Annotated in this window: 13 protein-coding genes and 2 pseudogenes; 8 read left to right on the top strand and 7 right to left on the bottom strand. The window is 66.0% G+C overall.

Annotated features, from left to right (window positions below; translation table 11 throughout):
• Positions 1 to 145: 145 nt before the first annotated feature.
• Positions 146 to 1,306 (bottom strand): ISAs1 family transposase, encoded by a 1,161-nt coding sequence (locus C8250_RS08865; RefSeq protein WP_274599395.1) that lies wholly within the window; start codon positions 1,304 to 1,306, stop codon positions 146 to 148.
• A gap of 169 nt (positions 1,307 to 1,475) precedes the next feature.
• Between C8250_RS08865 and C8250_RS08860 the strand changes: the two genes are divergently transcribed.
• From C8250_RS08860 to C8250_RS08850, 3 genes are all read left to right on the top strand, one after another.
• A complete protein-coding gene (locus C8250_RS08860) occupies positions 1,476 to 2,333 on the top strand; it encodes a hypothetical protein (protein ID WP_138354025.1) in 858 nt (285 codons plus the stop codon).
• A 225-nt stretch (positions 2,334 to 2,558) separates the two neighbouring features.
• Positions 2,559 to 2,972, top strand: a complete 414-nt coding sequence (locus C8250_RS08855) for a transposase (protein WP_244809040.1) — start codon at positions 2,559 to 2,561, stop codon at positions 2,970 to 2,972.
• A gap of 184 nt (positions 2,973 to 3,156) precedes the next feature.
• Entirely contained in the window at positions 3,157 to 4,086 is a 930-nt protein-coding gene (locus tag C8250_RS08850; RefSeq protein ID WP_138354024.1) for a toll/interleukin-1 receptor domain-containing protein, read from the top strand.
• A 19-nt stretch (positions 4,087 to 4,105) separates the two neighbouring features.
• Here the strand turns inward: C8250_RS08850 and C8250_RS08845 are convergent.
• Positions 4,106 to 4,543, bottom strand: a pseudogene (locus C8250_RS08845) (transposase).
• Between the two features lie 1,848 nt (positions 4,544 to 6,391).
• On the opposite strand from C8250_RS08845, the gene C8250_RS08840 reads away from it, so the two are divergent.
• Both C8250_RS08840 and C8250_RS08835 read left to right on the top strand, forming a co-directional pair.
• Positions 6,392 to 6,961, top strand: a complete 570-nt coding sequence (locus C8250_RS08840; protein WP_138354021.1) for a tyrosine-type recombinase/integrase — start codon at positions 6,392 to 6,394, stop codon at positions 6,959 to 6,961.
• Positions 6,962 to 7,399: 438 nt separating this feature from the next.
• A complete protein-coding gene (locus tag C8250_RS08835; protein ID WP_138354020.1) occupies positions 7,400 to 7,633 on the top strand; it encodes a hypothetical protein in 234 nt (77 codons plus the stop codon).
• Here the strand turns inward: C8250_RS08835 and C8250_RS08830 are convergent.
• Together C8250_RS08830 and C8250_RS08825 are read right to left on the bottom strand one after the other, a co-directional pair.
• Positions 7,552 to 7,979: pseudogene (locus tag C8250_RS08830) on the bottom strand (IS5 family transposase); the annotation flags it as partial. The gene C8250_RS08835 and the pseudogene C8250_RS08830 sit on opposite strands and share 82 nt — an antisense overlap.
• Positions 7,980 to 8,157: 178 nt before the next feature.
• Positions 8,158 to 8,700, bottom strand: a complete 543-nt coding sequence (locus C8250_RS08825) for a carboxymuconolactone decarboxylase family protein (protein ID WP_138354018.1) — start codon at positions 8,698 to 8,700, stop codon at positions 8,158 to 8,160.
• A 109-nt stretch (positions 8,701 to 8,809) separates the two neighbouring features.
• Between C8250_RS08825 and C8250_RS08820 the strand changes: the two genes are divergently transcribed.
• Together C8250_RS08820 and C8250_RS08815 are read left to right on the top strand one after the other, a co-directional pair.
• Entirely contained in the window at positions 8,810 to 9,406 is a 597-nt protein-coding gene (locus tag C8250_RS08820; RefSeq protein ID WP_138354017.1) for an ABATE domain-containing protein, read from the top strand.
• Positions 9,407 to 9,533: 127 nt separating this feature from the next.
• The gene (locus C8250_RS08815; protein WP_138354016.1) at positions 9,534 to 10,250 is read left to right on the top strand and encodes a flavodoxin family protein; all 717 of its coding nucleotides are present in this window, start codon (positions 9,534 to 9,536) and stop codon (positions 10,248 to 10,250) included.
• A 113-nt stretch (positions 10,251 to 10,363) separates the two neighbouring features.
• Here C8250_RS08815 and C8250_RS08810 read toward each other — a convergent pair whose 3' ends face one another.
• From C8250_RS08810 to C8250_RS08800, 3 genes are all read right to left on the bottom strand, one after another.
• A complete protein-coding gene (locus tag C8250_RS08810; protein ID WP_244809038.1) occupies positions 10,364 to 10,879 on the bottom strand; it encodes a nitroreductase family deazaflavin-dependent oxidoreductase in 516 nt (171 codons plus the stop codon).
• Positions 10,880 to 10,910: 31 nt separating this feature from the next.
• Complete coding sequence (locus tag C8250_RS08805) at positions 10,911 to 11,318, bottom strand: hypothetical protein (RefSeq protein WP_138354015.1); 408 nt, start codon at positions 11,316 to 11,318, stop codon at positions 10,911 to 10,913.
• A gap of 93 nt (positions 11,319 to 11,411) precedes the next feature.
• On the bottom strand, positions 11,412 to 11,930 hold the full coding sequence (locus C8250_RS08800; RefSeq protein ID WP_138354014.1) for a MarR family transcriptional regulator: 519 nt from the start codon (positions 11,928 to 11,930) through the stop codon (positions 11,412 to 11,414).
• A gap of 174 nt (positions 11,931 to 12,104) precedes the next feature.
• On the opposite strand from C8250_RS08800, the gene C8250_RS08795 reads away from it, so the two are divergent.
• Positions 12,105 to 13,823 (top strand): chloride channel protein, encoded by a 1,719-nt coding sequence (locus C8250_RS08795; RefSeq protein ID WP_138354035.1) that lies wholly within the window; start codon positions 12,105 to 12,107, stop codon positions 13,821 to 13,823.
• Positions 13,824 to 13,832 lie beyond the last annotated feature (9 nt).

Here is a 13,832-nt window from a genome sequence, read left to right as displayed (position 1 = left end):
GCAGAACGGCTCGCGCGTTCCTCGCGCAAGTGGATGACCGCCGCATTCGAGGCCTTCTCTGATGGACCGCCCTCGGAAGACATGGCGGTCCATCACGCAGGTGTGGCCAGGGCTTCGGCGTGAAGTCGGTATGACCGGTTCGCGATCATGGAATGTCCAGAATGTTCAGCGGTCGGGTGGCGTCGCGGGCGTTTCTCCGGAGGGCGGCGGCGATGCATTGTCGGCCGATGAGGCGGAGTGCTCCGATGGCGAGGTTGCGCCAGGTGGCCATGGCGCGGGGCGCGTTGCCCGACCGTAGTTGCGATGCGTCCTCGGCGAAGGTGGTGTCTCGCACGTGATGCAGAGCTTCCACCGACCAGTGCCCGCGGATCAGGGCCGCGAGCTCGGTCGGGTTGGCCTGTCCGGCGTTCAGGCTGGTAACCGCGTACACCGTCTTGATGCTGATCTTCCCGGTCTTGCGGTTCACCCGCCGACGTTTGAGCTCGATGGCCTGGGCTGCTCCGGGAAAGAGCAGGCCGGCGACGGTGCAGACCTTGATGCGGCGGATCTCGCCTCGGCCGTGTCCCTTCTCGGTAGTGCGGTTCTGTAGCGGGATCTGCTTCCAGGGGAGGGACTTCATCTGCTTGCGGAGCTTCTTCTGGTTGCCCTTGACGATCACGATGTAGTGGGCTCCCCGGCCGGTCAGGTACTCGGCGTGCTCGCGCTGGGTGTGCATCGCATCGCTGGTCACGACCGCCCCGCGCAGATCGATGTCGTCCAGCAGGGGCTGGAAGCATGTGATCTCATTTGTCTTGTTCTCGACATCAACCTGCCCCAGGACGACGGAGGTTGCGTGGTCGACGGCGGACAGGAGGTGGATCTTCCGGCCGTGCGCGCGGGCGGCTCCGCGCAGGGACTTGCCGTCCACCGCGATCGCCCGCAGCAACTTCCCGGCGCTCTGCGGGAGCCGGGAAGACAGCCAACCGCCGACGGCCCGATCCAGCACATCGCCGTCGACCTGGGTCAGGACCCGGCGGATCGTGGTCTCGCACGGGGCCTGGTGACGGCCGGTGAAAGGGTCGCGACGGGCACCGAGCCGAGCCAGGACCAGTTGCGGTGCGTCGGCCGCCCACTCGCTGATCGCCAGCAGAGAGGTCGCACCAGTGAGCACCGCGGCCGCACAGATGGCGAGCACGCCGACCAGAGGATGCAACCGGCCCCGTGGATCACGGGGATCAGTCACCCTCGCGAGACAGACCAGCAGGCCGGGACACTCCTGAGCCGCCAGAGACGGCGAGGCGGTGAGCTGGTCAAGCCCGGCGGGCATGGGAGATGATTCAGCGAGAGCAGGCACGGTCTTCCAGCAAGGATCATGGGACGTAGACACTCACATGATCGCTGGCAACCGCGCCTGCCGCATGTTGCCACCTACCCCACCAGCAAGGCCAGTTGGGGCGAACCCGCTCAAGTCGACTTCACGCCGAGGCCCTGCAGGTGTGGCCACCGAGCATCTACTCAAGGCGTTCCTCGTCAGGCTGCACCCGACGCTGATAGTCGACGGCAAGGACTTCAATTCGATGCTCTACGCCACGGGGCATGGCGCACTCCGGCAGGTTCGGGGGTCACAGGTCAAGACGATCCAACTCGGTGAGGCGTATGACCGAGTGCAGAAGATCTTGAAAGGCAAGATCCCCCCGAGGCCCCAGGTCTGGCCGCTTGCTGACGCACGCAATGGCGTTGCCCACTGCGGGTACCACGATCGTGCAGAGGTGAACGTGGTCTTCACCAACTGCATTGCGGTGATCGATCAGCTGCTTGTTGAGCTTGCGATTGAGCCCGACTACTGGGGTGACTACAAGGCGCTGCACGACAAGCTGCTCGGCGAGGGAGTGGAAGCTGCTCGTGTTCGGCTGGAGGGCAAGCTTGCCAGAGCGCGGCGCGTCTTCGCGGAGCGGTATGGGCACATCAACGAGAGGGATCGGGAGCTCGTGCTGACCACCGTTGCTCGTGTGATCACTCCGGGGTTCATCGGCGAGCACTCCGCGTCAGCGGCCTGTCCTGCGTGCTCGTCACGGGGCTCGTTGATGGGTCACAACTCCGTGGATGAAGAGAGGTGGACTGTCGTGCTGACACCCCGCATCTTTCGGTGCTTTGTCTGCGACCTTCGCCTTGAGATGGGGGAGCTTGACCTGCTGGTCGTACCCCTTGGAGGCGACGTCGACGTGGACATTTCGCCCGAGGACTACTACAACGAGTTCGAACCAGACGAGGATTACGAGCCCGACGGCGACGACGAAGCGGACGGCGACGAGCCGGACTATAGTGCGCTGCTCCGCGCCTACAGAAAACGGTGACTACCTCATGGCAGGCAAGCTGGGGCGCGGGGGAGTCCCGCTCGATCTCCGGCAAGGGCGTACCGAACATCAAGCGCCTGGGCAAAGTCCCTACGTCGTCGAGCAGAAACTTCGCCCTGCGCCACCAGTTCAAACGCCTCGCCGTCCGCTGGGAATGTCGACTCGAACTTCACGATGCCTTCATCTCGTTGGCCTGCAGCCTCATCTGCTGGACACGCCGTGGACATGAGCCGTTTCGCCACGGCCGGCCACCTGGCCTCCTGGGCCGGCATGTGTCCGGGCAACAACGAGTCGGCGGGCAAACGCCTTCACAGCCGTACGCGTCACGGCGACACCTGGCTCAAGACAGCGTTGTTCCTGGCGGGCATCGCCGCGGCCCGCACCAAGGGCACCTACCTCGGCGCCCAGTACCGACGCCTGGTCCCACACCGCGGCGGCAAGCGCGCCACCGTCGCCGTCGGCCACTCCATCCTGAAGGCCGCCTGGCACATGCTCCACGACCTCGTCCCCTACCAGGACCTCGGCGCCGACTACTTCACCAACCGTCTCGGCAAAGAACGTCAGACCCGAAGGCTCCTCGCCCAACTCGCAGCCCTCGGCGTCCAGGTATCCCTCGACAGCAACCCTGCGACCACCTGACACACCGATCACCACACCGAAGGAGGATTTTCAAGAGAGCGCCTGCTCAGGAAGCATGGAGTACACCCGATGGCATGAGCCTTCATGGAAAGGAAGAGCAGGAAGAACATTTCTGGAGTTTCCTGTCAAGTACGCGCCCGAGCACATATTCGCTGACCCGGCAGATAGGGGCTAGAATACCAAGATGACTTCCAACCGTGAAGAGATTTATGACTTGGCAGTCTCCTTTGCCGGAGAGCACCGCGAGTATGTTGAGCGAACGGTGCGCAGTTGTGAACGGCTTGGCCTGCGCGTGTTCTACGACCGGGATATGAACAACGAGTGGTGGGGCAAGAGCTTCATCCGAGAGCAGCGCGAAGTTTACTCGTCCCGGACTCGCTATTTCGTGCCCTTTATTTCGACAGAGTATCTCGCCAAGCCGATCCCGATGGATGAGTTTTCTGCGGCTATGATGACGGCCGTTAAACAAGGCGATGGCTATGTCCTTCCCGTTCTAATGGATGACGTGCAAGTGCCACCCGACTTGCTCCATCCCCACATTCATTACCTACGAGCGAAGGACTACTCGCCGGAGCTGTTGGCAGAACAACTGCACGCTCGGGTGAGGCAAGCCGAGAATATCGGCCAGCAAGCGCGCGAAGTCGGTGAGGTCGTACAGGAAGCCCTTAATCTGCGTTTGCCGAAGGTGGTTCCCGGAGACTTCAGCAAGTACGAAGAGCTTCAGGTGGTCTTCGACTATTTCGGTAGCCAGTTTCAGACTGCGGCACCACTGCTTCGCCCACGGGGCTTCATCTGTACCGTGAATCGTACTCAGGAGCGAATTTCGATTCGCATTGAGAAACGCGGCGAGATTGTCTACTCGCTGGACATCTACAAGGGCGGCAGTATGGGTGACGATAAGCTCACATTTGGGCTTGATCACCACCGCAGCTTCGCTACTGGAATCAACGGGTGGGCTGGGCCCTATTTCGACGTTGAGGCTGAAATTCCCAAGCTTAAGATGATGGACCTCTCGGTACTGGGCAGCTTCGGTGGAAGTGAGCGTGAATTCACCAAAGAGGAACTCTTCAACGCCCTCTGGGAACGGATCGTAGATCGGCTAGAACAGCGCTAGAGATCTTCTATGGCTGAGGTTACGGCGGTTGGAAGTCGAGGCCGGTCTTGGCGATGAGGCCGTCGATGAGGCCAGGTCGGTACTGCATCCGTTTGAGTCGGGTCTTCACCAGCGCCGTGAGCTGGTCGAGGCTGTGTTTGGTCAGGTTGGCAAGCGACCGTTTCGGGTGCGACCACACACCCTCGACCGGGTTGAACTCGGGAGCGTACGGCGGCAACCGGTAGACGGTCAGCCATAATCGGGCGTCGACCAGCTGCCCCATGGCGCGGCTGACGTGCGTGTTCAGATTGTCCCAGACCAGGACTATCGGGTCGCCGAGCTGCTGGTGTGCGGCGTCGAGCAGGCCAGCGTAGTCGGTCTCGGTGAAGCCCTTTCGTCGACCCTTGTGGGACTACACGCAGCGAACCCTCCGCTCTGGTCCGCAACATGCACGCGGGATCTGGCGGCGTGACTCCATCACACGCGCTAGCTTTGGAGTCCAGCGGGGACATAGAGGGGGCGACGGCCATACGCGCAACTACGCGGGTCCTTGTCGGCTGCGTCGGTCTTACGGCCATCGTCTGGTACTTCATCGTGGCGAGCGTGGCTGGTGCACTGCCATCGACCCCAGCATTCCCCGGATGGGTGACGGTGCTCGTCCCGACCACGTCTGAGACACATCAGGTCCGTTTCGTGGCAACCCCGCTGGTGCCGGGCGCGCCAGGTGCTCATCCAACAGTCACCTATCTGGTGAGCGTCTGCGGGACATCACCTTTCCATGCGGTTCTGCTCATGGGTGGTGCGGCGCGACTCACCAACGCGACTTTCGCGGCTTCCGACCTGACCACAAAACCCATCATGCCGACGTCCTTGAAAGGAACCTTGGACGTCCCAGCGACCGGAGATAGCCTCGTATTAAGTGATACCGCATGGGTTCCAATCGACATCCCCTCGGTCGTAGCGTGTGCACCATCGGGAACCGCTGGCTTTGCGACACTAGGCACACCCGTTGAAGTGACCGGCAATCTTCGCGCACCGGTCCGACATCACCCAAGAGTGATTTGGGCAACTCCACGTGAGTCTCAGAGTTGGCCGCTGATCGGCCGCCCACCCGGGGTGTCCAGTAATGACCTGGGGGAATTCAGAATCACCGGAATACCTGGCTCCTGGAGTCGGCCGGTGCAGTTCACGTCACAGGTTTCGGTCGGCAATCTAGGGCACAACGTCCAGGTTGAGTCGAGCCAACCCGCACTTGAAAGTACCGAAACACTGTCGTGGTCAACATCTACCCCGATCGCGCCATCTGCCCGCTTGATCGACGTCGATGAGCAGGCTCTCTGGCAGAGTCGGTTGACAACGGCAGGAATCGGGCTCGGGATTGGCTGCTCCCTGCTGGCAGCTTTGCCGTTCGAGATTGCAGCCACGCGTACCGGCCGGTTGTCACGCCCGGGGGTGCAGAATGAGGAGGTTGGGCAACGATCGTCGGAGCGTAGTTCCGCCGGGGCGTGGTTCGTCGTGGTGCTGGTGCTCCTGCACTGGCTGTTCACTCGCCGCCCGCGACGTAACCGGAGCCAAGCATCTTCACGCCAGTAGTCCGACTTTTCCGTCCTGCATGCTGGGCGCGCGGAAAAGGCTCACACGCACGTCCCCCGGTCCGGCGGATGCACGCGAGCGTCCCCCGGCCAGGGCCAGGGCCAGGTCAAAGGCCAAGGAGGTCCGGGCGTGGCTGGTGTGGATGGTGGAGGAGCGGGGCTATGCCTTGAGCACCTCCTATAGCCCGTATGGGATTCTGTGCGGGGTCTTCGGGTTTGCCGTCGCCAACGACTACCTGGCCAAGGACCCGTGCCGGCAGGTGCGGTGGGGGAAGCGGTACGGCCGACGCGGAGTCGCAGGGTGATCCGGCTGCCGTCGCTGAGTGAGATCGTCGCCATCTCGGAACATCTTCCCGGCCCGTACCGGTTGTTGGTGTGGTTGATGGCCGGGTGCGGGCTGCGGATCGGTGAGGCGAGGGCGGTCTCGTTGGGGCAGTTCGACTTCGCGGCTGGCACGCTGTGCGTCGACCGCCAGATTATTCAGGACGGTGAGGAACACATGCCGGGGGTGCGTGGGCGACGGGTCCTGCCCAAGGGGCGGGGAAGGGCGCACCGGATCCGCCACCTCCAATGGCGGGAGCGTGATGAGGGGCGACTGGTGTCGGTGCCGGTGAGCATTGCGGCTAAGGTCCGCGAGCATGTCCGCTGCTATGGGACGTTCCGTGTCGAGGACGGGCCGAACCGGCTTGTGGGGGACTATCTGTTCGCCAGTCTGAGGGCGGACCAACATCTTGATGTACTCGCTCATCAGTCGGCTCTGGCACGCCGCCAGGCGCGCCGCGGGGATCGTGCGGGAGATCACTCCGCATTGGCTGCGGCACTTCTTCGCCTCCGCCGGCCTCGCGAAGGGGGTTTCGGTGACGGACATGGCCGAGTGGCTCGGCCATCGCGACCCCCGCACCACGCACCGGACGTACGCACACGTCATGCCCGATGCGCCGGAGCGCCTGCGAACCGTCATGGACTCCACCTTCAACCTCGAGGCCGAGGTGATCCTTCCGCTCGAGTTCGAGGCAGTCCATGAGGCAGCGTTCGCAGTGAGGTACCGAGGCTCATCCTGGGACGCCTCGGTCCTTCGCCCGCTGGCGTCGGGTGGCGCAGGGTCCGCGCTGTTGGAGAGGCTGAAGATGGGGCGGTTCGGAACGCTCCGTGATCGTTCCTCGCCTGCTATCGGACTCGGCGGCAAACGCCGCGGTGCGGTCCAGCCAGCACCGCCTCGGCCGCCAAGATCCCGGTGCTGGTTCCGTGCTGACTGCGACGGCCCGGATCATGGAAACCCGCAGGTCCTAGCTCTCTTCGGATGAGTGGTCGTACCAGTCGATTGTGGTTCCTATGAGGCTCGCGGCTACAACTTTCGCCATGTTGCGGAGAGTTGGCGGTGGGGCTGTGGGTGCGGTCATATCGGTCTCTTCCGGGCGGGGATGAGGGTGACTTTGGTGTTGCTCACGGTAGGAATGGCCCGGGCGTTGCCCCATGTGGTGGTAGTCCATAATTCAACGTCGTCTCGTGGTGGTGGGAGCCGTGGAGCTTGCCCAGTGCGAGGCACCTGGCAGCAACTGTCGTCATCCCCGGTAACCCGTACCGTGCTGATTTGCACGGGCTGCGGGCGGCAGGCCGACACTCCCGCGCCGCGCCCATTGCCGGCGTTGGTAAGGTTGGGGCCTCCAAGAGGTCGAGAGCCCTCTTCTCTATTCCAGTGGATCTCGATCAGGCTCGTTGTCCGACCTGATACCGACCGGACGGTGACCACCGAGGGCTGGATCATCGTCGCCGCCGAGATCGCCTCCGGCGGCCTCGACTTCGCCCAGGACCCGATGGTCACCGCAGGGGAGCGGGAGCTCGACGCGGCCGGCGTCAAGAACCGCCCCGAGGTGGTGCTCGCTAACGGGACGTGCTCGAATGCGGGCGCGCCACCCGGCCTGGCCAGCGTGAGGACGAAGCACAGGGGCCGACAACGCCCATCCGCCGACAAGTGAACCTTGGTGGTCAGCCCACCGCGGGAGCGCCCGATGGCATGGTCGGCGGGCTCGTCGGCCGGTGACCCTTTTTACGGGCCCCGGCCGCATGCTGGTGGGCACGCACGATCGTGGAGTCCACTGCGACAGCCCAATCCAACTCGCCCTCGGCATCGGCCTGGGTGAGCAGGGCAGTGAACACCCGCTCCCAGTTACCGTTGATCGCCCACTTTCGCAGCCGGGTGTAGACGTCCTTCCACGACCCGTACTCGGCGGGCAGGTGCACCCACTGCGACCCGGTCTGGAACTTCCACGCGATGGCGTCGATCACCTGCCGGTGATCACGCCACCGCCCGCCCCGCCTCGGCGTCCGGTCCGGAGCCGGCCACGTAGCCGATCTCGGACCCTTCCGGACCGCCGGGGTCCGCGAACCGGTCATGCCCACCGCTTCGATGGGCCGTCCGATGATCCGTGCGATGGGGGCGAAGCAAGGGTGGGGCTCCCGCCCTTGCTGCTCTTCTCGCATCCGCGAGAGGCGACGTAGGTCAGGAGAGGTGGCTGACCTGCGGCCAGTCGATGTCGACAGCGGCTGCCTTGTTGAAGTAGTTGGTGAGGATGTTGAGGGCCACGTGCGCGACGACCTCGGCGATCTCGGCGTCATTGAGACCGGCTTCGCGGGCGGTCTTGAGGTCGGTGTCGGTCACGTCCCCGCGGGTTCGCACGAGGGAGGTGGCGAGCTTGAGGGCGGCGTCGCACGTGAGGTCGGCGGACTGTGCCCTGCGTGCTGATTCCGCCTGCTCCGTGGTGAGCCCCGCGAGGTTGGTGGCGATGTAGGTGTGCGCGGAGAGGCAGTAGTCGCAGGTGTTCTCCTGCGCCACGGCCAGCGCGATGCTCTCGCGGACCGTTGCGGGGAGTTCGCCGGTGGCGAGGGCGCCCGAGAACTCCAGGTAGCCCTTGAGGACGGCGGGGCTGTTGGCCATGGCCTTGGTCATGTTCGGCGTGACGCCGAGCGTCTTCTGGACTGTGGCCAGCAGGTCGGCGGCTGCGCCCTGGGCGTGGGCGGGCTCGATGATCGGGAGTCGGGACATGGTTTCCTCCAGTGGAACGACACTAATTCTCACGGTTGATAGTTCGATCAACCGTGAGAACAGTAGTCATACATTTCTCACGGATGCAAGCCAGTGTTACCGTGAGGTTATGAAGGTTGAGGACTTGGAGGGAGGCGGTGCGCCCGCGCTGGGGGAGCCGCTCCCCATTGAGCTGGCCAATGCCACCTATGCGGTCAGGGGACGCCTGGTCGACGGGCTGCAGACCGTCGAGCACGTCGCGGCGTGGTTCCGTGACAACCGGGCACGGTTCGCGGAGCAGTGCGCGGACGCGGACCTGCTGGCCACCGGCTCCGAAGAGCTGCGCGCCACGCGGGCCCTGCGCGACGCGATCCGTGTTCTCGCGGAGGCGGCGGTCCGTGGCGGGACACCCCCGCGCCAAGCCGTGGAGGTGATCAACGGGCAGGTCCGTGCGGCTGCTCGATGGCGGGAACTCTCGTGGGCCGATGGCCCGTCCGTTCGTGCCCGCAGCGCGACGACGTCCGTCGTGGCCGCGCTGGCTGAGATCGCTCAGCGAGCAGTGGACTTCTTCGGCGGTGACCGGATCGGCGACCTGCGGGCGTGCCAGGCGCCCGGGTGTGTCCTGTATTTCGTCAAGGACCACCCCCGTCGCGAGTGGTGTTCAGCCGGATGCGGGACCAGGGCCCGCGCGGCCCGCCACTACGAGCGGACGAAGGCGGCCCGATAAGCCGCAGGTGGTGCGCCCTCGGATACGGGTTCTCTCACGCGTCCGGCCTATCCGCGCCTGGCGTCAGAGGGCTTTGCCTGGTGGAGTGGTTCAGAACTCTGCCCATCCGAGAGCGGAAGGCACCCGCATGCCGGACACTGCGCCGTCCTACTCCGATCTGCGCGCCCTGGTCATCAACTGCACGCTCAAGCGTTCTCCCGAGCGCAGCAACACCGAGGGTCTGATCGACGTCAGCCGCGGCATCTTGGAGCGGCAGGGTGTCGCGGTCGACGTCGTCCGCGCTGTCGACCACGACATCGCCACCGGTGTCTGGCCCGACATGACCGAACACGGCTGGGAGAGCGACGACTGGCCGGTCCTGTACAGCCAGGTGATGGCCGCGGACATCCTCGTGCTGGCCGGGCCGATCTGGCTGGGGGACAACTCCTCGGTGATGAAGCAGGTCATTGAGCGGCTGTACGCCTGCTCGTCGCTGCTGAACGAGGCGGGACAGTACGCGTACTACGGCCGGGTGGGCGGCTGTCTGATCACCGGCAACGAGGACGGCGTCAAGCACTGTGCGATGAACGTGCTCTACAGCCTGCAGCACCTGGGTTACACCATCCCGCCGCAGGCCGACGCCGGGTGGATCGGCGAGGCCGGGCCCGGCCCGTCCTACCTGGACGAGGGCTCGGGCGGCCCGGACAACGAGTTCACCAACCGCAACACCACGTTCATGACGTGGAACCTCCTGCACCTGGCGCGGATGCTCAAGGACGCGGGCGGCATCCCCGCACACGGAAACCAGCGCTCCGAGTGGGACGCGGGCTGCCGCTTCGACTTCGAGAACCCCGAACACCGCTGACCGAAGCGGGATGTCAGGTCGGCGTTTCCCGTACACGCGGTGCTCCGTGGCCCTGCCCTCAGGCTCGTTTTCGAGGCGGAGCCATGATGCCCGGTCCCCGTCCGGCCCCGGATTCATGCTCTCTGCGGGTCGTCTCCAGGCGCTCCCGGGGTTGGCGTGATTTCGACGAAGGGGATGTGATCGTGGCCGATCTGGTAGTAGTCGTCGGCGGTGCCGTCAGTATCGATGCCGCACCAGCCCATCAGGCGGCGAGCGGTGCGTGGGTGCAGCGGGGCGTAGGCAGCCATAGTGTGCCCGGATTCCTCCGGGGTCATGGGGCGGGCGATGGCGGGCATGCGCGTTCCACCGACCTGGATGGTGACGTGGGGGGAGTGCAGAACGTTTTGGTACCACTGTGATGTGGGGCCGAAGCCGGAGGCGAGATGGTAGGCGCCGGTGGTCGCATTGCGACCGGTGACCTCAAGGACGACCAGGCGGGGCTGGCCGCTGGTGCGACCGGTGTGGGTGAGCAGGAGGACGCGGTGGCCCATCAAACGTCCCAGGTGCCAGCGGTAGAGGTGGATCGGGGCGCGTGCGAGCCGGCGGCGCCAGCCGGTGGGCGGCGGGACGGCTGTGATGTTCCGGATCACGGGCGGGCTCCTCTTCTGGTGGCGCGTGGGTTCACCGCTGGTGGCCGTGCGGGCAACTGGCTCTTTCGCCGGGTGCGCGGGTCCAGTGGTGCTCGCAGTACGGTGCGTCGCAGCCGGCACAGAATCCGGCGTCGCTGTAGAGGTCCGCTCGGTGCACGCGTTGGTAGGTGCGGGGATGGTGGAAGGCATCGCTGAACTGTTTGGCACGCTCGGCGGTGACGTTCTCGCCCGGACCGTTGTCGTAGCGTTCGCTTGCGACGATCAGCCACCACATGGACGGGTCGCGGCCCGCGGCGTAGAGGTCCTGGGATGCGCGGTTCCAGCGCAACCAGCGCACGGGGGACTGGCGGGGCGGAGCGAGTTCACGTTGGGCAGCCTGCGCTCCGCACAGAGCACACATCAGGTGCAGGACGAACCAGGCAGCGGGAATCTGCCGCATGCGACCGTTCCTTCGCTGAGGTGAGCGCTGACGAAACCCCATCTTTGCACAATGCAAACAATTGCGGGAAAGGTTCCGCGGGTCCCACGCGAATCAGGAGGTGGCGGGTTCTGGCCAGCCCAGCGGGTACAGGTCGGCTCCCGTGGGGGCGGCAGGCTCGCCTCCCGCCTCGGCGAAGGCGGTCAGGGCGTCGACGAGAGCCTGTCGCTGGTCGGGGGTGACGCGGGCGACGATCGCGGCGATCTCGTCGCGGCGGCGGGCGGTGGCCTCGTCGACGATGCGGCGACCGGCCGCGGTGAGCTCCAGGAGGTTCTCCCGCCGGTTTCCGGGATTGACCTGACGGGAGGCGAGCCCTGCGGCGATCAGGCGGTCGATCATGCGCATCGCGGTCGAGGGGTTGACGCCCAACTGCTCGGCAAGGACCACGAGTTTGGTGGCGCCCTGCGTGGACAGCACCACCAGGAGCCTGAACTGCGGCAAGGTGACCGCGTCCTCCATGGCGGCCAGCGAGCGCGCGGAGACGGCGACCAGCACGCGTGAGGCGGTCAGTACCGCACGGGTCACCGCATCGACGTCATCCGTGCCCGGCAGGGGCTGCGCGCTCTGGTTCATGCCCCCTTTCTACCCCGCGTGTGACAGGGAGCCATCCTCTTGACTATCTTTGCATAATGCAAAGGTAGCTTTTCGAGGAGACAGACCATGAGCAGTTCCCGCATTCGGGACCCAGCCCCCACGGCCGTCAGCGCGGTGCCACTGCGGTCGCGGCCGCCCGCGGTCGTGACCGGGATGCGTGAAGCTCCCTGGGGCCTGACGGTCCTGGCCCTGCTGATCGGCACCGGAGCCGGGCTCGGCTCGATCGCCTTCCGCTGGCTGATCCAGACCTTCACCCGGCTGTTCTCCGGACACGCCGACTACGCGGGCGCCGGCCATGCCGCCAACCCACACGTCCCGTGGCTGGGCGTGTACTTCGTCCTGCTGACTCCGGTGATCGGCGGCCTGCTCTACGGGCCGCTGGTCGACCGCTTCGCGAAGGAGGCGCGCGGCCATGGGGTGCCCGAGGTGATGCTGGCCGTCGCGCAGCGCGGCGGCCGCATCAACCCCAACGTCTCCGTGGTCAAGGCGCTGGCCTCGGCGCTGTGCATCGGCTCCGGCGGCTCGGTGGGCCGTGAGGGCCCGATCGTGCAGATCGGCTCCGCGCTCGGCTCCACTCTGGGACGCTTCGTCAAGGTCGGCGAGGGGCGCATGCGCCTGCTGGTGGCGTGCGGCGCCGCCGGCGGCATCGCCGCCACCTTCAACGCCCCACTGGCCGGGGTGTTCTTCGCCATGGAACTGATCCTGGGCGACTTCGCCGTCGAATCGTTCGGCGCCGTCGTCATCGCCAGTGTCGCCGCCAGCGTCATCGGGCGTGCCGCGTTCGGCGACACCGCGTTCCTGACGCTGCCCGCCTTCCACATCGACCACGTCGCCCAATACCCGCTGTTCGCGCTGCTCGGCATCACTGCCGGCGCGGTCGGCGTCGGCTTCACCCGCATCCTCTACCTCATCGAGGACGCTTGCGACTGGGCCTGGCGCGGCCCCGAGTGGCTGCGCCCCGCCGCCGGCGGCATCCTGCTGGGCGTTCTGCTGCTGGTACTGCCCGAGATGTACGGAGTCGGTTACCCCGTTCTGCAGAACGCGGCCCAGGGGCAGTACGTCGCCGGGTTCCTGCTGCTCCTGCTCGCGGGCAAGATCCTGGCGACCAGTCTGACGATCGGCATCGGCGGTTCCGGCGGCGTGTTCGCCCCGAGCCTGTTCATCGGCGCGATGCTCGGCGCGGCCTACGGCACAGCCGTCCACGGCCTGGTACCGGGCACGGCCGGCGCGGTCGGCGCGTACGCGTTGGTCGGCATGGGTGCGGTCTTCGCCGGCGCCTCCCGGGCACCGATCACCGCCGTGGTCATCCTCTTCGAGCTGACCGGCCAGTACACGATCATCCTGCCGCTGATGCTGGCCATCGTCGCCGCCACGCTCGTCAGCCGTCTGTTGTCCCGCGACACCGTCTACACCCTCAAACTGCGGCGCCGGGGCATCGATCTGCACGCGCCCGCCGCGGGTGCGCGCCTGGGCAGTCAGACGGTCGCCACGGTCCTGGAGGACCTGCCGGATCCAATGCCCGCGGCCACCGGACTCACCGAGGCCGCATACCGGCTGAGCATGTCGGACCACGGTGTACTGCCCGTCATGGACAGTGACGGCCGGTACCTGGGCACGCTCACCGCTCGCACCGTCGCCGAAGCCCTGGCCGAAGGAACGGGCGGTGAACCCGGTGTCCCGTCCACAGCGGGCGAACTGGCCGAGTTCCCCGGCCCCGTCACGGTCGACATGTCCCTGGCCACCGCCCTGCACGTGCTGGTGGCCGCCCCGGGCACCGGCCTGCCGGTCCTGGACCAGGACCACACCCAGCTGGTGGGATGGCTCACCCACCAGAGCGCCCTGCGCGCCCTGGGTCCGCCCTCCCCGGCGTGACCGCGCCGC

The organism is Streptomyces sp. So13.3 (genome assembly GCF_005860785.2).
Taxonomy (GTDB): Bacteria; Actinomycetota; Actinomycetes; order Streptomycetales; family Streptomycetaceae; genus Actinacidiphila; species Actinacidiphila fildesensis.
Note: the sequence above shows the minus strand (reverse complement) of the source record. Positions and strands in the feature narration are given on the sequence as shown.

What these genes read in the sequence shown, in the direction of transcription:
- C8250_RS08825 (WP_138354018.1), bottom strand. Translation starts at nt 8,700, where the DNA reads ATGTCCCGACTCCCGATCATCGAGCCCGCCCACGCCCAGGGCGCAGCC.
- C8250_RS08855 (WP_244809040.1), top strand. Translation starts at nt 2,559, where the DNA reads ATGAGCCGTTTCGCCACGGCCGGCCACCTGGCCTCCTGGGCCGGCATG.
- C8250_RS08795 (WP_138354035.1), top strand. Translation starts at nt 12,105, where the DNA reads ATGCGTGAAGCTCCCTGGGGCCTGACGGTCCTGGCCCTGCTGATCGGC.
- C8250_RS08840 (WP_138354021.1), top strand. Translation starts at nt 6,392, where the DNA reads ATGTACTCGCTCATCAGTCGGCTCTGGCACGCCGCCAGGCGCGCCGCG.
- C8250_RS08805 (WP_138354015.1), bottom strand. Translation starts at nt 11,318, where the DNA reads ATGCGGCAGATTCCCGCTGCCTGGTTCGTCCTGCACCTGATGTGTGCT.
- C8250_RS08865 (WP_274599395.1), bottom strand. Translation starts at nt 1,306, where the DNA reads ATGCCCGCCGGGCTTGACCAGCTCACCGCCTCGCCGTCTCTGGCGGCT.
- C8250_RS08820 (WP_138354017.1), top strand. Translation starts at nt 8,810, where the DNA reads ATGAAGGTTGAGGACTTGGAGGGAGGCGGTGCGCCCGCGCTGGGGGAG.
- C8250_RS08800 (WP_138354014.1), bottom strand. Translation starts at nt 11,930, where the DNA reads ATGAACCAGAGCGCGCAGCCCCTGCCGGGCACGGATGACGTCGATGCG.
- C8250_RS08850 (WP_138354024.1), top strand. Translation starts at nt 3,157, where the DNA reads ATGACTTCCAACCGTGAAGAGATTTATGACTTGGCAGTCTCCTTTGCC.
- C8250_RS08815 (WP_138354016.1), top strand. Translation starts at nt 9,534, where the DNA reads ATGCCGGACACTGCGCCGTCCTACTCCGATCTGCGCGCCCTGGTCATC.